At 63.2% G+C, this 16,321-nt stretch carries 15 protein-coding genes and 1 pseudogene; 8 read left to right on the top strand and 8 right to left on the bottom strand.

What is annotated here, in order from left to right:
* Window positions 1-85: 85 nt before the first annotated feature.
* Together ACG873_RS14455 and ACG873_RS14450 are read left to right on the top strand one after the other, a co-directional pair.
* Window positions 86-289 carry a type II toxin-antitoxin system VapB family antitoxin gene (locus ACG873_RS14455; protein WP_394892585.1) on the top strand — a complete coding sequence of 68 codons (204 nt, stop codon included), beginning with the start codon at window positions 86-88 and terminating at the stop codon, window positions 287-289.
* A gap of 5 nt (window positions 290-294) precedes the next feature.
* The gene (locus tag ACG873_RS14450; RefSeq protein WP_394892582.1) at window positions 295-675 is read left to right on the top strand and encodes a PIN domain-containing protein; all 381 of its coding nucleotides are present in this window, start codon (window positions 295-297) and stop codon (window positions 673-675) included.
* Between the two features lie 10 nt (window positions 676-685).
* On the opposite strand, the gene ACG873_RS14445 is transcribed toward ACG873_RS14450, so the two are convergent.
* Window positions 686-2,422, bottom strand: coding sequence for a hypothetical protein (locus tag ACG873_RS14445; RefSeq protein WP_394892581.1), 1,737 nt, complete (start codon window positions 2,420-2,422; stop codon window positions 686-688).
* Window positions 2,423-2,630: 208 nt separating this feature from the next.
* On the opposite strand from ACG873_RS14445, the gene ACG873_RS14440 reads away from it, so the two are divergent.
* The 5 genes and pseudogenes from ACG873_RS14440 (at window position 2,631) to ACG873_RS14420 (ending at window position 8,901) form a co-directional block, all read left to right on the top strand.
* Window positions 2,631-5,192 (top strand): GcvT family protein, encoded by a 2,562-nt coding sequence (locus ACG873_RS14440; RefSeq protein WP_394892579.1) that lies wholly within the window; start codon window positions 2,631-2,633, stop codon window positions 5,190-5,192.
* A gap of 157 nt (window positions 5,193-5,349) precedes the next feature.
* Window positions 5,350-6,186, top strand: a complete 837-nt coding sequence (locus ACG873_RS14435) for a DUF1194 domain-containing protein (RefSeq protein ID WP_394892577.1) — start codon at window positions 5,350-5,352, stop codon at window positions 6,184-6,186.
* A gap of 107 nt (window positions 6,187-6,293) precedes the next feature.
* Window positions 6,294-7,246 (top strand): annotated as a pseudogene (locus ACG873_RS14430) (ABC transporter substrate-binding protein).
* Between the two features lie 96 nt (window positions 7,247-7,342).
* On the top strand, window positions 7,343-8,119 hold the full coding sequence (locus ACG873_RS14425) for an ABC transporter permease (RefSeq protein WP_394892576.1): 777 nt from the start codon (window positions 7,343-7,345) through the stop codon (window positions 8,117-8,119).
* A complete protein-coding gene (locus ACG873_RS14420; protein WP_394892575.1) occupies window positions 8,116-8,901 on the top strand; it encodes an ABC transporter ATP-binding protein in 786 nt (261 codons plus the stop codon). Before ACG873_RS14425 ends, ACG873_RS14420 begins: the two co-directional genes overlap by 4 nt.
* A gap of 134 nt (window positions 8,902-9,035) precedes the next feature.
* On the opposite strand, the gene ACG873_RS14415 is transcribed toward ACG873_RS14420, so the two are convergent.
* The 4 genes from ACG873_RS14415 to ACG873_RS14400 all read right to left on the bottom strand — a co-directional run bounded on the left by ACG873_RS14415 (window position 9,036) and on the right by ACG873_RS14400 (window position 12,347).
* Window positions 9,036-9,965: an IS110 family transposase gene (locus tag ACG873_RS14415; RefSeq protein ID WP_394886544.1), complete on the bottom strand. Its 930-nt coding sequence runs from the start codon at window positions 9,963-9,965 to the stop codon at window positions 9,036-9,038.
* Between the two features lie 460 nt (window positions 9,966-10,425).
* Window positions 10,426-11,364, bottom strand: a complete 939-nt coding sequence (locus ACG873_RS14410) for a GlxA family transcriptional regulator (protein ID WP_394893511.1) — start codon at window positions 11,362-11,364, stop codon at window positions 10,426-10,428.
* A gap of 310 nt (window positions 11,365-11,674) precedes the next feature.
* Window positions 11,675-11,812 (bottom strand): hypothetical protein, encoded by a 138-nt coding sequence (locus ACG873_RS14405; RefSeq protein WP_394892574.1) that lies wholly within the window; start codon window positions 11,810-11,812, stop codon window positions 11,675-11,677.
* 349 nt (window positions 11,813-12,161) lie between these two features.
* Window positions 12,162-12,347 (bottom strand): hypothetical protein, encoded by a 186-nt coding sequence (locus ACG873_RS14400; protein ID WP_394892573.1) that lies wholly within the window; start codon window positions 12,345-12,347, stop codon window positions 12,162-12,164.
* Between the two features lie 136 nt (window positions 12,348-12,483).
* Between ACG873_RS14400 and ACG873_RS14395 the strand changes: the two genes are divergently transcribed.
* Window positions 12,484-13,383 (top strand): LysR substrate-binding domain-containing protein, encoded by a 900-nt coding sequence (locus tag ACG873_RS14395; RefSeq protein WP_394892572.1) that lies wholly within the window; start codon window positions 12,484-12,486, stop codon window positions 13,381-13,383.
* Between the two features lie 46 nt (window positions 13,384-13,429).
* Here the strand turns inward: ACG873_RS14395 and ACG873_RS14390 are convergent, their stop codons facing one another.
* The 3 genes from ACG873_RS14390 to ACG873_RS14380 form a co-directional block, all read right to left on the bottom strand.
* Window positions 13,430-13,615 (bottom strand): hypothetical protein, encoded by a 186-nt coding sequence (locus ACG873_RS14390; protein ID WP_394892570.1) that lies wholly within the window; start codon window positions 13,613-13,615, stop codon window positions 13,430-13,432.
* A gap of 175 nt (window positions 13,616-13,790) precedes the next feature.
* A complete protein-coding gene (locus tag ACG873_RS14385; RefSeq protein WP_394892569.1) occupies window positions 13,791-13,976 on the bottom strand; it encodes a hypothetical protein in 186 nt (61 codons plus the stop codon).
* Window positions 13,977-14,189: 213 nt separating this feature from the next.
* Window positions 14,190-16,289, bottom strand: coding sequence for an ASKHA domain-containing protein (locus ACG873_RS14380; RefSeq protein WP_394892568.1), 2,100 nt, complete (start codon window positions 16,287-16,289; stop codon window positions 14,190-14,192).
* Window positions 16,290-16,321: the final 32 nt, after the last annotated feature.

Genomic DNA, 16,321 nt, shown 5'->3' with positions numbered 1-16,321 from the left:
CTCCATCGAATCTCGCAAATCCGACGGAATCACAACCTGCTGAAATCACTCAACTCTTTTTGGAACGGACACTAAGGCTTACGAATTGGCCAAACGGCTTGCAGAGGAGCGTAAGCTTTCCCTGGATGACGCAGTGATCGGCGCACTCCAGGCAGAACTCGGACGGAAGGATGAACGGCCGCTTGCTGAGCGCGTCCGGCCAATAGTCGAACGGCTCCGGGCCGCAAGCAAACCCGGCGGTCGCGACATGACCAAGGACGAGATCGACGCGATGTGGGGACACGAATAGTGTTCGTGGATACTTCGGCCATTGTCGCGATACTTTCTGACGAGGAGGATGCCGGCGAATTCCTGAAAAGTATTGAGAACGCGTCTTTCCCGATCACGTCGGCTTTGGTTGTGCTGGAAGCCGCAATGCGCCTTACAACCAAGCTCCGGACCGATCCGGGGACGGCCCTGAGAGAAATCGAAACGCTTCTTAACGAATCGAGGGTTGCGATCATTCCCATCGAAGCGGAACACGGGCCGATCGCAGTTGCTGCAGTTGCAGAATTCGGCAAGGGCCGCGGCCATCCCGCGCAACTCAACCTCGCCGACTGCCTCTCCTACGCCTCGCCAAGAGCCGCGGCGTTCCGCTTCTTTACAAGGGCAACGATTTTTCCCGCGCCGACTTGAAACAAGAAGCCTAATCCAGCATTCCCGCAAACTTCGGATGCACATAGGCGTCGTAGCAGGCGTCGAGCGCGATCTTGCGATGATCGGCAATCATTGGCGCATAGAGCTCCAGAAGCGCTGCGTTCGCCGTGGTCGGCGGGCATTTCGGGTGCAGGATCAGATCCGTTTCGCGAATGGAATCGGCAACCAGTGGTCCGGGCGGCGGCACTGCGCGCATCGGGTCGGCGCCGATGGCGACATGCTCCGGCGCGCTCCTGTCCATCAGCCACGGGAAAGGATTGACGAAGTTCAGCGCCATGATCGTCTCGAAGCGCACGCCGTTCTTTGCTTCCAGTGCCTTGATGCTGTCGATCGCGCGGTCTATCGCCATAAGATGCGTGATCTGGAAATCGAAATCGGAATAAAGGACGAAGCTCGGCAGTTCGCCCATCTGCACGATTTTTTCATAGACGGGTCGGTGGGCCGGATAGAAATCGATCATCTTTTGAGAACGCTCCAGAACATCGCCGCGCATGGTGACCGCGCCCAGCGACTTCAGATTGGCGTGCTCCAGCGGGAAATTCTTGACCGACCCGGCATAGGCGCGCGCCGCGCGCTCGATCGTGTTGATGGCCGGCGGCAGCGCCACGGCCGCAGCAAGGACGAAGGTCGCGATGAGCAGTTTCGGCTTTGCCATCAGCGAACCGGACCGCGTCACGATCGAAAGGATAACCGGCCAGACGAAGATCATCGCCTGGCTGCCGGTGTTCTGCGTCTCGAAGGTGACGCCGGCGAAAAGTACTACCGCAAGCCAGAAGGCGTCGTTGTCGAGGAATTTTGCCACTGAAGCCGTGCTGCGCTCGGCGCGGATCGCGGAGAGCCGGACGGCGAGCTTTTCGCGGCCGGACCAGAGCAGGAGCAGGATCAGCGCTCCACTGGGCAGGAGTACGCCGAATGTGTGCGACATCGCCTGAAGGAAGCGTGGCGCCAGGCTGCCGCTGTTGATAGCGACCAGCGCCAGTATGTCGTTGATGTAATGGCTGACCAGCCCGGAGGTGAGTTCCAGCAGCGCCAGCACAGCGAGAAAGGCGCCAGCGGCGGCTAACGCATAGCGGAGCGGAACGCGGCCGGCCATGAAGGCGAACAGGCAAATGATCGCGCCCGACACGAAGCCGGTGATCTTCAGGAAAAACAGCACGGTCATCGCCACTGCGACTATCAGCGCCAGAAGCCTCGGGCTGCGCACGAACATCAGCGCCGCCACCAGCACATAGAGCATCTGGCAGATCTGACGATTGTAGATGCCGAAGCCGTCCGAGCCCGGAAACGGGTAGAACTCACGGCTGTTGAACGGCAGCAGCGCGAAGATCAGGAACGGGATCAGCAATGCATAGGCTGTCGTGCGGGATCGAGCTTCGATATGCCAGATGACCAGCGCCATCAGCGGCGCGGTGACCGCAAGCAGCGACCAGTGCGCCAGGAGTGTCGGCGCGCCGTTCGGGAACAAAGCGAGCCAGCCAGCGAAAAGATAGTAGCCGAGCGGCCCGACCGGCGTGAAGAAATCATTGACCGGAACCTGGCCGTCGAAGATCCTGTTGGCGGCGTCGTAGTAGATGAAGACGTCCCAATACATCGGCCCGATAGGGACGCGCAGCGGAAACAGGAGCAGAACCGGCACGAGCGCAAGCATCAGGCCCATGACGATCAGCGGCGATGCGCTCCACGCCGCCCGTCCGGCAGTCTTTCCCTGCTGCGCCGCAATGCTCATGTCTTCGCCTCCCCACCCCAACCTTTCCTAGCATCGAAAGCCCGGCAAAGAGTTAACCGGAGCCGTTGACGTTCCGTTAAGATTAACCCGCTGGGCGACTCTCGGGCCCATGGTCGCGGCCCGTTTTCTGCGTGTCGCAAACAGGCTTCAATTGCGCCGTGCCGCTGCCTTATAGTCCGGCCGCAAAACATCTCGGAGTCGCGGGCAAATGGCAGAGTTTCCGTCAAAGGCGAAAGTCGTCATCATCGGGCTGGGCGGCATTGTGGGCGCATCGGTCGCCCATCACCTGATCGAGCGCGGATGGGACGATATCGTCGGCATCGACAAATCCGGCATCCCGACCGACATCGGCTCGACGGCGCACGCTTCCGATTTCTGCTACACGACCAGCCACGATTTCCTGTCCTGCTGGACGACGCTCTACTCCATCGATTTTTATGAGAAGATGGGTCACTACGCGCGCATCGGCGGCCTCGAGATCGCCCGCGTCGGTGACGACGCCCGCATGGAGGAGATCAAGCGCAAAGTGGCCTCGGCAAAGGCGTTCGGGACCAGCGCGCGCCTCATCGATCCCGCCGAGATCAAGGAAAAATTCCCGCTGATCGAGGAGAGCATGGTGCAGGGCGGCATGTGGGACCCCGATGCCGGCCTCGTCATCCCGCGTTCGCAGACGGTCGCCGGAAAGCTGGTCGACCAGGCCGAAGCCGCCGGCAAGCTCAAGGCATTCGCCAACACGCCGGCCAGGTCGCTCGTCATCGAGAACGGCCGCATCAAGGGCGTGGTGACCGACCGCGGCACGATCATGGCGGACTATGTGGTGGTCTGCGCCGGCATCTGGGGCAGGCTCATTGCAGAAATGGCGGGCGAGGATTTGCCGGTCATGCCGATCGACCATCCGCTCACCTTCTTCGGCCCGTACAATGAATTCGCCGGCACCGGCAAGGAGATTGGCTGGCCGCTGCTGCGCGACCAGGGCAATTCCGCCTACATGCGCGACACCGGCGACCCCAGGACCGCCGAGGGCGGCCAGATCGAGTGGGGCTATTACGAGGAGACCAATCCGCGCCTGGTGCATCCGCGCGAGATCCTGGAGAAGGACCAATCCCGGCTGTCGCCGTCGCAGCGCGACCTCGACATGGAGCAGATCCTTGCGCCGCTCGAACGCGCCATGGAACTCACGCCGATTCTCGGCGAACTCGGCTACAATGAAAGCCATTCCTTCAACGGGCTTCTGCAAGTGACCACGGACGGCGCATCCTCCATCGGCGAAAGCCAGAAGGTGAGGGGCCTGTGGTATGCCGTGGCCATCTGGGTCAAGGACGGACCGGCCGCCGGAAAGCTCATCGCTGACTGGATGACCGACGGCAGGACATCGGTCGACAATCACGGTGTCGATTATGCGCGCTTCTATCCGCACCAGACGCAGGAGCAGTTCATCCACGATCGCTGCACCGAAACGGCGATGAAGGTCTACAATCCTGCGGTCCATCCGCGCGAGCCTTTTTCCAAGGGCCGCAACGTCCGCCGCTCGCCCTTTTACGAGCGCGAGAAGGAACTCGGCGGCTATTTTATGGAACTCGGCGGCTGGGAGCGCGCCCATGGCTACGCCGCCAACGAGCATCTGCTCGAGAAATACGGCAACCGCGTGCCGGTGCGCGGAAACGAGTGGGACAACCGCCATTTCTGGCGCGTCTCCAATGCCGAACATCTCGCAATGAGCGAGGATTGCGGTATCGTGAACCTGTCGCATTTCGCCATGATCGACGTCGAAGGCCCGGATCATGTCGCGCTGATGGAGTGGCTGTGCGCGGCAAAAATCGGCGGCGATGCCAATATCGGCAAGGGCATCTACACGCATTTTCTCGACGATGAGGGCATGGTGCGCGCCGACCTGACGGTGATCCGCATGGCAGACCGCTGCCGCGTCATCGACGGGGCGGACGCTGGGCCGCGCGACTTCCACTACATCCGCCGCGTGGCCGAAGACAAAGGTTTTGACGTCACCGTCACCGACGTGACCGAAAAATACGTCACTATCGGCATCTGGGGTCCGAACGCGCGCACGACGCTGAGACAAGTCGTGGAGGACCCGGACGGGCTTTCGCCCGAAAACTTTGCCTTCGCCGCGATCAAATCTGTCAGGATCGCCGGCAAGGACGTCACCGCTTTCCGCATCTCCTATGTCGGCGAGCAGGGCTGGGAACTCCATATGCGCTACGAGGACGGCCTTGCCGTCTGGGACGCGTTGCGGTCGACCGGCGTGATGCCATTCGGCGTCGAGACCTACGCCAACAGCCGCCGCATGGAGAAGAGCCTGCGCCTGCAGAATGCGGACCTTTTGACCGAGTACAATCTGCTGGAGGCCGATCTCGCCCGCCCGAAGGTCAAGGAGGCGGAGTTTTGCGGCAAGGCGAAGCATCTGGAATACCGCGCCCGCGAACATCAGCCGGCGATGCTGTGCACGCTGGTCATGACGAACGATCGCGATTCCAAAGGTGTCGCCCGCTATCCGGTCGGCGTCATGCCCGTGCTGGATCCCGAAACAGGCGAGACCCTGGTCGACGAACTCGGCCGCCGATCCTTCACGACCTCGGTCGCCTATGGCCCGACCATCGGCAAGAACATCGCGCTCGCCTATCTGCCATGGGACTATTGCCAGCAAGGCCGCAAGCTGACGGTCGAATATTTCGGCGAGACTTTTCCGGTCGAAGTGGCGGCGATAGGCTACAAGCCGCTCTACGATCCGGAGAACCTGAAACCGCGGACTTGATCGCCGCGATCGGTAAATGCGCCGACCGCCCTCATCCTGAGGTGCGAGCGCAGCGAGCCTCGAAGGACGCGCGCCCGCTCGCAAAATCGTGAAAGCCCGCACCGGCAAATTCCGCCGGGCGGGTTTTCATTTTGCGTTTTTCGCGTACCCTTCCGGCATGTCTCGCCCGGTTTCCCAATGGCCGAGTCTTCTAGGCAGCGCAGCTTTTGCGCTGGGCCTTCTTCTTGCGCCCCAGGCCCAAGCCGCCGAGCAGGTCGACATCGAGCTTGTGCTGGCCGTCGACGTCTCCCTGTCCATGTCCCCCGACGAGCTGGAGATCCAGCGCCAGGGCTATGCCGCGGCGCTCACCCATGACCGCGTTCTCGAGGCGATAGCCCAGGGCGTGCACGGCCGGATCGCGGTCACCTATGTCGAATGGGCGGGCTCGACCACGCAGCATATCGTCGTGCCGTGGACGGCGATCGCGACCCGGTCCGACGCCGAGCGCTTTGTCCGCCAGCTTTCGGCCAGGCCGCCCAACAGCGCGCGGCGCACCTCGATATCCGGTGCGCTGGAATTCGGCGGCGATCTCTTCGCTGAAAGCGGCTTTCAAAGCGTGAAGCGGGTCATCGACATTTCCGGCGACGGGCCCAACAACCAGGGTTCGCCGGTGACCGGCGCGCGCGACGCGCTGATCGCGCAGGGCATCACCATCAACGGTCTGCCGCTGATGACCAATGGCGGCCTCGCCAGCGCCTACGACGTCGATGATCTCGACCTTTATTACAAGGATTGCGTGATCGGCGGGTCGGGCGCCTTCATGGTCCCGGTCAACGACTGGTCGCAATTTCCCGAAGCCGTGCGCCGCAAGCTGGTGCTGGAACTGGCCGGCGGCCCGGCTGCCGACGAAGCCGCACATCCGTCGGTGCAACTGGCGCAGGCCACCCCAGCCTATGACTGCATGATCGGCGAAAAGCTCTGGCGCGACCGCTCGTGGATGTGGGAGGACCGGTGAGCGTGCATTAGTGTCGCCGGCTGACGCCACGGCAGCCTGGCGAGCGCGTTGACAATCGCGCGGCCATCCTGACAAATCGCAGGCGAACCAATCAGAAGGGAACTCCCATGAAGAAGAGCGCAATTTTCGGCGCCGCAATGACGCTTGCAATCGGCACGCCGCTGCCTGTTATGGCCGATACGGCGCTGACCCTGGGCCTCAGCGGCTGGACCGGCTTCGCGCCGCTGACGCTGGCGAAGGAAACCGGAATCTTCGAGAAGCACGGGCTCGACGTCACGCTGAAGAAGATCCCGCAGGCCAGCCGCCACCTCGCCATGGCGTCGGGGGACATTCAGTGCGCCGCCACGACGGTTGAGACATGGGTCGTGTGGAACGCCAATGGCGTGCCCGCCAAGCAGATTTTCCAGCTGGACAAATCCTACGGCGCCGACGGCATGGTGGTGCGCAACGAGATCAACTCGATCGCGGATTTGAAGGGCAAGTCCGTCGCCGCTTCGGCGCCCGGCACCGCGCCCTATTTCACGCTCGCCTGGTTCCTCAACAAGAACGGCCTGTCGGTCAAGGACGTCAACGTCGTCAATCTGGAGCCGGGACCGGCGGCGCAGGCCTTCCTCGCCGGCCAGACCGACGCCGCGATGACCTACGAGCCCTATCTGTCGAGCGTGCGCGAAAAACCCGAAGCCGGCAAGATCATCGCCACCACCCTCGACTATCCGATGATCATGGACACGGTCGGCTGCGCGCCGGCATTTCTGGAGGCCAATCCGGATGCCGCCAAGGCACTCGCCGCCAGCTATTTCGAGGCGCTGGAATTCATCGCGGCCGAGCAGGCCGAGGCCTACGGATCATGGGCGCCGACGTGAAGCAGTCGGGCGAGCAGTTCGGCAAGTCGGCGCAGTATCTGCGCTGGCAGGGGCCGGAGGAGAACAAGAAGTTCTTCTCGGGCGAACTGCAGGCGTTTTCCAAGGAAGCCGGGGCTCTCCTGAGGGAGATCGGCGTCATCAAGGAAGTGCCGGACATCGACGGCATCATCGACAAGAGCGTGGTCGGAGCAAACTGACGCCGTTTTCGCCTTCTCCTGTTCGAAGGCCGCGCCAGCAGCGCGGCCTTTGGATTTCAGGTCATTCGCGACTTCAGCTTAAAAGCGAGCCTATTGATGTTCCGTCCCCTGCAGCCCGTCGGACAAGCGGCCCGGTTCGTGCTCGGCGTCTCCTTCTTCGTCCTCTTCATCGCCGGATGGTCGGTGGCGACGCTCGGCGGCTATGTCTCGCCGACCTTCCTCGCCGACCCGCTGACCATGCTCGCCGACGGCTGGAACCTGCTCACCGAGCAGGGCTTTTTGTTCGACATCGGCATGACGATCTGGCGCGTGGTGGGCGGCTTCGTGCTGGCGACGATCGTCGCCGTGCCGCTCGGCATCATGATGGGCGCCTACAAACCGGTCGAGGCATTCTTCGAACCGTTCGTCTCCTTCGCCCGCTACCTGCCGGCATCCGCCTTCATTCCGCTCCTCATCCTCTGGGCCGGCATCGGCGAGACGCAAAAACTGCTCGTCATCATCATCGGTTCGGTGTTCCAGATCATCCTGATGGTTGCGGTCGCAGTCGGAAACACCAGGCGCGAACTCGTCGAAGCTGCCTATACTCTGGGCTCCACCGATTCAGCCATCGTCAGGCGGGTCATGATGCCGGCCAATGCCCCGGAGATCGCCGAGATCCTGCGCCTGGTGCTGGGTTGGGCCTGGACCTACGTCATCGTCGCCGAGCTGATCGGCGCCTCCTCAGGCATCGGCTACATGATAATCGCCAGCCAGGCGCTGCTGGCGACCGGACAGATCATTTTCGGCATCATCGTCATCGGCATCATCGGCCTGATCTCGGATTTCGCCTTCAAGGCGCTCAACCGCTGGCTTTTCCCCTGGAGGCTGGCATGAGCAAGCTCGTCGTTGAAAACCTCTCCCGGACCTTTCCGGGAGTGCACGGCGGGGAGCCGGTGCGGGCGCTCGAACCGGCCAATCTCCGGGTCGCCGCCAATGATTTCATCACCATCCTCGGCCCGTCAGGGTGCGGGAAATCGACCTTGCTCAGGATCGTCGCCGGTCTCGACCAGCCGAGCACAGGCCAGGTCAAGCTCGACGGGCGGGTGGTGACGCGGCCCGGCCGCGACCGCGGCATGGTTTTCCAGTCCTATACGTTGTTCCCGTGGCTGACGGTGGCGCAGAACATCGCCTTCGGCCTGCGCGAGAAGGGCTTGCCGCGCAGGCAGCAGGACGAGATCGTCGCCTCCTACATCGACAAGGTCGGGCTGAAAGGCTTCGAAAACCATTGGCCGAAGCAATTGTCCGGCGGCATGCAGCAGCGCACGGCAATCGCCCGCGCGCTGGCCAACGATCCGGAAATTCTGCTCCTCGACGAGCCCTTCGGCGCGCTCGACAACCAGACACGCGGGCTGATGCAGGAACTCCTGCTCGGCATCTGGGAGCGCGAGCGCAAAACCGTGGTGTTTGTCACCCACGACATCGAGGAAGCGATCTTCATGGCGTCGCGCGTTCTGGTGATGAGCGCCCGGCCGGGCAGGATCAAGTCCGACGTGGCCGTCGACCTGCCGCATCCGCGCCACTACACGATCAAGACAAGCCCGGAATTTTCGGTGCTGAAGGCGCGGCTGACGGAGGAAATCCGCGTCGAGGCGATGCGCAGCGTGGAAGCACATTGAGCTGATCTTCCCTCGCCCTGTTTACGGCAGGTAATCGCATATGGCTGCAGATCAGGTGTGAGCGAACGGTTCGCCGGGTGTCCTTGCCTGAGAGGACTCTGGCGGCCTCTGCGTTGAGGCATGGCAACTGTGTTTCAGGCATATGCTTTCTGGTCGCGTTGCATGGCGTTGAGGATGGTGAGGAGCTTTCTGGCTGCGGCGATGACGGCGAGTTTCCTGGAGCCGGAGCGGGCGGCGATGGCGCTGTAGAAGGCCTTGAAGCGCGGCGCAGCGCGGATGGCGCCGAGCGCCGCCATATAGAGCGCCTTGCGCACGCGCGGCCGGCCGCCGCGGATGGGGCGCCGGCCGCGCCGCGTTCCCGAATCGTTGTTGCGCGGCGCCAGCCCGGCCAGGCTGGCGATGGTTTTGGGCGAACGGCCTCCGAGCTCGGGCAAATGGGCGATGAGGGTGAGCGCGGTGACGGGTCCGACGCCGGGGGCCGAGCGCAGGATGGCGAACGTGGCGGCGGTGGCGGCGTCGGCTTCGGCGATGGCGCTTGCGATGACCGCCTCGATGGTCGCGATGCGCTTGGCGAGGCAGGCGACGGCCGCCTCGATGTCGGCGATGACGTCGGGATCGAAGGCTTCGCCGAGATGCCTGGCCTCGCGGGCGCGGGCCTCGACGAGCTGGTCGCGGCGGCGCGCCAAGGCGGCGATGCGCTCGCGCTGGCGGCACGGCGGCTGGTCGGGCGCCGGGGTGAAGCGGCGGCCGTAGTCGGACAGCATGCGGGCGTCGAGCTTGTCGGTCTTAGCCAGAAGCCCGCCGGCCTCGGCGAAGCGGCGGGTCTGGACGGGGTTGCGCCTGGTGCTGGCGATGCCGGCCTCGGCCAGGGCGTGGCGCAACAGCCGGTCGTGGACGCCGGTCGCCTCGAAGACGACGAAATCGCGCCCCGGCGCAAGTCCGGCCGCGAAAGCCTCGATCGGCCCGGCCCGGTTGGCGAGCCGCCGGAAGCTGCGGCTGGACGGATCGAACACGTCGAGCATGTCCTTGCAGATGTCGCAACCGATGTAGTTATGCTGTATCATCACCGTGCCTCTTCCTGTGGTGCGAGGTCTGTGCAGCAGCCTCGTGCAACTGTTCAGGTTGATGGTTTCGAAGCGGGAGGGGAGCCGAGCCATGCCGCGGCCTGTCGGGCAAAACCCGACGACCAGGATTCCCACGGCCTCCTTCCCGCGCTCACCATACGCCAAAACAAACACACAGGATTCCCGACACTCTCCGCTTCGCTTCGCTCGCTCATGAGGTCGGGAATGACGGATTTCACTTTCGTCTCCGCCAATCTCAACCGCTGGCGACTGGCCGAGGCGGTAAAGGAAGTCCGTCATTCCCGACCTCGAGGCGAGCGAAGCGAAGCGGAGAGTGTCGGGAATCCATGCCTCGCCTTGTCGGAAGTCAAAAGCGATGCAGAACCCGCGGCGACCGTGCTTCGCCTGCAAACAGGTTCCAAATGCGATCGCCCTGTCGCAAACGGAGCGGTGCTGATCTCTACGCCGCTAGCAGCTGCTTGCGATCAATCCGCTCCTGCTGCGGCGAGCGGGCATAAAGCTCGCGGTAGCATTTGGAAAAATGCGACGCCGAGACGAAGCCGCAGGCCACCGCCACCTCCACCACCGGCAGCGACGACTGGACCAGCAGATGCCGCGCGCGGTCGAGGCGGATCTCCAGGTAGTAGCGCGCCGGCGAGCGGCCCATCTCGGTGCGGAACAGGCGTTCGATCTGGCGGCGCGACAGGTCGACATGGTCGGCGATCTCGATCAGCGACAGCGGCTCCGACAGGTGCGCCTCCATCAGTTCGATGATGGTCAGCACCTTGGAGTTCTGCACGCCGAGACGCGCCCTGAGCGGCAGCCGCTGGCGGTCGGTCGGGCTGCGGACACGGTCGGTCAGCACCTGCTCGCAGACGCGGTTGACCAGATTGTCGTCGAAGTCGTCGCCGATCAGCTTCAGCATCATGTCGAGCGCGGCGGTGCCGCCGGCGCAGGTGTAGATATTCTGGTCGACTTCGAACAGGTCGGCAAAGACATTGGCCTTGGGGAAGGCTTCCGAAAAGCCCGGCAGGTTTTCCCAGTGGATGGCGCAGCGCTTGTTCGACAGGAGGCCGGCGGCGGCCAATATGTGCGCACCGGTGCAAAGCCCGCCGATCGCAACGCCGCGATTGTATTCCTCGCGCAGCCAGGCAAAGGCCGAGCGGTTCTGGTATCTTTCGACATTGAGGCCGCTGCACACCACAACCATCGACGGCCGGTCGGGGCCGGACATCTTCCTGCGCTCTTCCTCAAGCGACGTGTCGACCGCGCATTCGACATAATTCGAGGCGCGCACCGGCTTGCCGTCGTAGCTCGCCAGCCGCCAGCGGTAGGCCTCGTAACCCAGCATGCGGTTGGCCGACCGCAGCGGATCGAGCGCCGTCGCAAAGGCGATCATGGTGAAATCGGGAACGAGGAAGAAGACCAGCGATCGCTTGATCGGATGCTTTACGGCGTTCAAGGAACCCTCACGCAAACCTGATGGCGCGAACAGGATGTCGCGATCGGGCTAGCGTCATCAGGAAAAGCCAGTGCTGTCAATCGGCTAGGCAGCCACAGCGCAACTTTATTTGCGACACTGGGTCGCAATCCGGCTAATTAGGCTTCGGCCATGTATGCGGACCTCTGCGGCCGGCCAAAACGAAACCGCCGCCCTGACCTGCGGGGGTCAAGACGGCGGCGCTATTCGACGGGAAGCAGTGTTCAGGTCAGGCGACAAAGCCGAGACGGGCCGCGGCGACCGCGCCGGACTGGCCGGGCATCGTGCGGTCGAGGCGCTGGCGCTCCAGCGCGGTGGTCAGGTTCATTTCGCGGCGCTTGCCGAACATGCGGGACAGGAATTTCATGACACTTCTCCATGCATTCTGGTTACACGGGGTGCCTTCGCTTGATGGAGTGGGGCAGCTCGTTTTGACGATGCTGATATAGTTGGCATTTGCAGTAAAAATAAGCGGCGAAAGCGAAGCGCTTGATATGAAATGCGACATCGATTGCGACATCGCGGCATGCCTTTCGTCTTAAAGTTTAGCAAAAACAATGTCTTGGTGGACAAATTAACCAGCTATGCGGCTGGTTCAGATGCGTCATGCGCGCAGCGCATGGCTGGATGCTCGTCTTGCGGCTCAAGTCCGGGCAAGAAAAAACCCGCCGGAAGCATTTGAGCATTCCGGCGGGTTCTGTTTTGCTCGCACATGTTTACTTGTCTCCGGCCCATGAGCCGGAATGAAGGCGCGTCGCGTGGGGCGTCGCATAGACGTCGGGCCAGCCGATATCCTTCTGGATTTCCGTAGGCAGGGAGCGAACCTGCCGTTCGGTCAGATAGCGGGCGCGGGCGGCGCTGTATTCGGCGGCATAGCGGCCGATGGTTGAGAGGATGGACATGTCGGTCTCCTTGGTTTTCGGCCCCGGTCTTGGTCCAGGACCCTTTCGACGCTGTTGACTATCCGCCCGAACTGATGTTCAATCAAACGAAATGAAATGATGGTTTCGATCAGAAAATTTGAAGGGACCGGACGCGATGAACGCCCCGCTCAATCACCCCCTGCCACTGCTCGATCTCGACGTGCTGCGCACATTCGTCGCCATCGCCGAGACCGGCAGCTTCACCACCGCCGCCAATGCGGTGTTCCGCACGCCCTCGGCCGTCTCCATGCAGATCAAGAAGCTCGAGGACATTCTCGGCCGCTCGATGTTTTCGCGCGATGCGCGTTCGGTGGCGCTCACCACGGACGGCGAAATGCTTCTCGGCTATGCGCGGCGGCTGCTTGCAGTCAACCGCGAGGCCGTCTCCAAATTCATCGTGCCCGACATCACCGGCGTCGTGCGGCTGGGCTCGCCGGACGACTATGGCGAGCGCGTCCTGCCGCACGTGCTGAAGCGTTTCGCTCAGACCCATCCCTCGATCGCCGTCGACGTCACCATCGACCAGAGCGTCAATTTGCGCCGCCGCATGGACGACCGCGCGCTCGACATCACGCTGGTCACCAATTCCTACAAGAACTCGATGTCCGGGGCCGAGGTGCTGCTGACCGAGCCGATCGTCTGGGCCGGCGCCAAGGGCGGATGCGCCCACATGCGCGAGCCGCTGCCCGTTTCCATGTGGGAAGAGGGCTGTGCCTGGCGGGCCGGCGCGCTCGAGGCGCTGGGGCGGGAAGGGCGCAACTACCGCGTCGCCTATATGAGCGCCCACACGACCGGCCAGCGCTCCGCCATCCTGGCCGATCTCGCGATCGCGCCGCTGCCGAAGTCCTTCCTCGGCTGCGACATGGTCGAACTCGGACCGAAGGACGGCTTGCCCGAGATCGGCAGCTATAGCCTGGCGATGTTCATCTCGCCCGACGCGTCAGCGCCGGTAAAGGCCGCCGCCGACCATATCCGCGTCGCCTTCGAGGTGTTCCGCGAGACCGGCAAGTTCTGATCGCTCTCGGGGCGCGCGCGCTGTGTGGCGCGCGCCCCGAAAAGCCTCAGCGCAGCGATTTCCAGTAGGCCGAACGGAAGTGTGCGCCGCTTCGTGCGTCCAGGGCCGCCGGCCAGCCGATATCCTTCTGCAACTCCGGTGGCAGCGCGTTCATTTCGCGGATCGCCCGGCTGTTGCGGCGCGCTTTCTTGAGCGCTGCGCCGAAGCGTCCGATCTCATCGAATATAGACATGGCAAATCTCCCTCGAATGCCGCCGCCACTGACCTTTTCCGCGCGACGGCGGAGGATCAAATGCACCAGCAATGTTTCAGGACGATTTCAGCGAAAACCCTTTTGGTTTCAAAGCTGAAACATTCGCATGCAAATGAGTTGCACCGGCGGGCCGATCCAGGATGCGCCAGGCTTCTCAGCGCAGCGACTTCCAGAAAGCCGACCGGAAATGGCTGCCGCTTTGCGCGGCACGGCTGGCCGGCCAGCCGATATCCTTCTGGATTTCAGGCGGCAAGGCGTTGATTTCACGGATGGTCTGTCGGTAGCGGCGGGCTTTTTTCAACGCCTCGCCAAACCGGGCGATCTCGTCGAGTATCGACATGTTGGCCTCCGATGAGCTTTGTGATGCGCGGTTCCCCCGGGGCGCGGGAAACCGCAGTCTCTGCTCCGCGTGCTGGGCGAAGCAGGTCCCTCGGTAGCCGACTGGGAAAAATTTGAATGTGAGCCGTTTCACGCTGGCTGCACAGCGCGTATGCGCGGCGGGACACATTCATGTGCAAACGAGTTGAACGAGGCTCTCGGCCCCCGACGCCTGCTATCCCCTCGAGCGCCGCGCGTCGCGGTCCTCGCGCGATCGCCGGCGCGGTGTCGCGTCGCCGGCGACGCCGTCTTCGCTGACGGTTTTTCTCGGCGGCAGCTTCACCTGGCTCGCAAGCTTCGGGAACGGATCGATCTTGTTGGGCAGCGCCATCGCGTTGATGAAGATCTGCTGGAAATTCGGCTCGAGCGCAGTCTCGATCTTTTCGATCCGGTTCACCGCCTGTTCGATTTCGCGGCGATGGCTGCGGTTCAGCAGCGCCATGAGCGCTCCTGTGCCGGCGGCGTTGCCGACAGCCTTGACCTCGGCCAGGTCGCAATCGGGGATCAGCCCCAGCACCATCGCGTATTTCGGATCGATGAAGGAGCCGAAGGCGCCTGCAAAGCGGATCGTGTCGACATGGTCGACGCCCTGCTTTTCCATCAGAAGCTTGACGCCGGCATAGAGCGCGGCCTTGGCTAGCTGGATGGCGCGCACGTCGTTCTGGGTCACCGTCAGCCGGGGCTCGCCGTCGCGCAGCAGATAGGAAAAGGTCCGGCCGTTCTGGATGATGCGCGGGCTTTTCCCGGCCATAGCGCCGTCGATGACGCCGTCCTCGGAAATTATCCCGGAAAGATACATTTCCGCGACCACTTCGATGATCGCCGAGCCGCAGATGCCTGTGACGCCTGTCGCCTGAACGGCTTCCTCGAAGGCTGGCTCGTCCGACCACAGTTCCGAGCCGATGACGCGGTATTTGGGCTCCAGCGTTTCCGGATCGATGCGCACCCGCTCGATCGCGCCGGGGGCCGCACGCTGGCCGGAGGATATCTCGGCGCCTTCGAAGGCCGGGCCGGTCGGGGAGGAGGCGGCTACCACGCGGTCGCGGTTGCCGAGCACGATCTCGGCATTGGTGCCGACATCGACCAGAAGCATCATATTGTCCTGGCGATAGGGGCCTTCCGACAGCGTAGCGCCCGCGGCGTCCGCCCCGACATGGCCGGCGATGCAGGGCAGCAGATAAAGCCGCGCACCCCGGTTCACGTCGATGTCGATCTCGTGTGCCCAGTATTGCAGCGCGCCGGAAACCGCCAGCGCGAAGGGGGCTTGCCCGAGTTCGGTCGGATCGATGCCGAGGAACAGATGGTGCATGATCGGGTTGCCGACGAAGACGCAGTCGAAAATGTCGTGGCGGTCGACATTGCCTTCTTGGCAGACCTTGCCGATCAGCCCGTTGACCGCCTCGCGCACCGCCTGCGTCATCGCCTCGCGGCCGTCCGGGTTCATCATCACATAGGAAACGCGGCTCATCAGATCCTCGCCGAAGCGGATCTGCGGGTTCGATGCGCCGGAGGAAGCGGCGATGCGGCCCGACAGAAGCGAGACCAGGTGCATGGCGATCGTCGTCGAGCCGATGTCGCAGGCAATGCCGTAGGCTTCGTTCTTCAACCCCGGGAACAGGTCGATGATGAAGGGCCGTGACGAATCCATGTCGCGGTGGACGACCGCCGTGACGCCCCATTTGCCTTCGCTCAGCTCAGGCTGGTCCGGCAGTTTGGTTCGCAGGATTTTCTGGATCCGCCGGATCAGGTGCGGCGAGACCAGCAGGTCCTTCCAGCCCCAGTCTTTCTCCAACGCCGCCTTCAGGCGATCGAGGTCGCCAAGCGGCTTGTGCATATCGGGCTCGTCGACCTCGACATAGCAGAGCTGCACCGCGGCATTGCGCTCGATGACACGATCGGTCGCGGCCTTGCGGATGGTCTGCGCGTTGATGACGGTGTCCTGCGGGACATCGATCACCAGATCGCCAAGAACCATGGAAGAGCAGGAAAGGCGGCGGCCATCGGCCAGGCCGCGAACGCGCTCGTAGCGCTCTTCCTTGGCGCCTTTCGGCGAGATGTGATCGTTGGACGAGACGATCTTGTGCTTGGCGAAATTGCCTTCCTGCACCTCGACCTGACAGCGCCCGCACGTCGCCCGCCCGCCGCACACGCTCTCGACATAAACGCCGAGCGAGCGCGCCGCATCGAGGACAGGCGTGCCGACCGGAAACCGCCCGCGCTTGCCGGATGGCATGAACAGGACCAGTGGGTCGGTTATGTTGGGCGGCGGGTTCATTGCATGCTGCTTTTCCGGGGTTCGTACGCTGC

Source organism: Allomesorhizobium aridi, from assembly GCF_043769475.1.
Classification (GTDB): domain Bacteria; phylum Pseudomonadota; class Alphaproteobacteria; order Rhizobiales; family Rhizobiaceae; genus Allomesorhizobium.
Note: the sequence above shows the minus strand (reverse complement) of the source record. Positions and strands in the feature narration are given on the sequence as shown.

Coding starts and splice junctions, on each gene's coding strand:
- ACG873_RS14435 (WP_394892577.1), top strand. CDS start 5,350: ATGTCTCGCCCGGTTTCCCAATGGCCGAGTCTTCTAGGCAGCGCAGCT.
- ACG873_RS14425 (WP_394892576.1), top strand. CDS start 7,343: ATGTTCCGTCCCCTGCAGCCCGTCGGACAAGCGGCCCGGTTCGTGCTC.
- ACG873_RS14395 (WP_394892572.1), top strand. CDS start 12,484: ATGAACGCCCCGCTCAATCACCCCCTGCCACTGCTCGATCTCGACGTG.
- ACG873_RS14405 (WP_394892574.1), bottom strand. CDS start 11,812: ATGAAATTCCTGTCCCGCATGTTCGGCAAGCGCCGCGAAATGAACCTG.
- ACG873_RS14445 (WP_394892581.1), bottom strand. CDS start 2,422: ATGAGCATTGCGGCGCAGCAGGGAAAGACTGCCGGACGGGCGGCGTGG.
- ACG873_RS14400 (WP_394892573.1), bottom strand. CDS start 12,347: ATGTCCATCCTCTCAACCATCGGCCGCTATGCCGCCGAATACAGCGCC.
- ACG873_RS14420 (WP_394892575.1), top strand. CDS start 8,116: ATGAGCAAGCTCGTCGTTGAAAACCTCTCCCGGACCTTTCCGGGAGTG.
- ACG873_RS14440 (WP_394892579.1), top strand. CDS start 2,631: ATGGCAGAGTTTCCGTCAAAGGCGAAAGTCGTCATCATCGGGCTGGGC.
- ACG873_RS14415 (WP_394886544.1), bottom strand. CDS start 9,965: ATGATACAGCATAACTACATCGGTTGCGACATCTGCAAGGACATGCTC.
- ACG873_RS14380 (WP_394892568.1), bottom strand. CDS start 16,289: ATGAACCCGCCGCCCAACATAACCGACCCACTGGTCCTGTTCATGCCA.
- ACG873_RS14410 (WP_394893511.1), bottom strand. CDS start 11,364: ATGATCGCCTTTGCGACGGCGCTCGATCCGCTGCGGTCGGCCAACCGC.
- ACG873_RS14385 (WP_394892569.1), bottom strand. CDS start 13,976: ATGTCGATACTCGACGAGATCGCCCGGTTTGGCGAGGCGTTGAAAAAA.
- ACG873_RS14390 (WP_394892570.1), bottom strand. CDS start 13,615: ATGTCTATATTCGATGAGATCGGACGCTTCGGCGCAGCGCTCAAGAAA.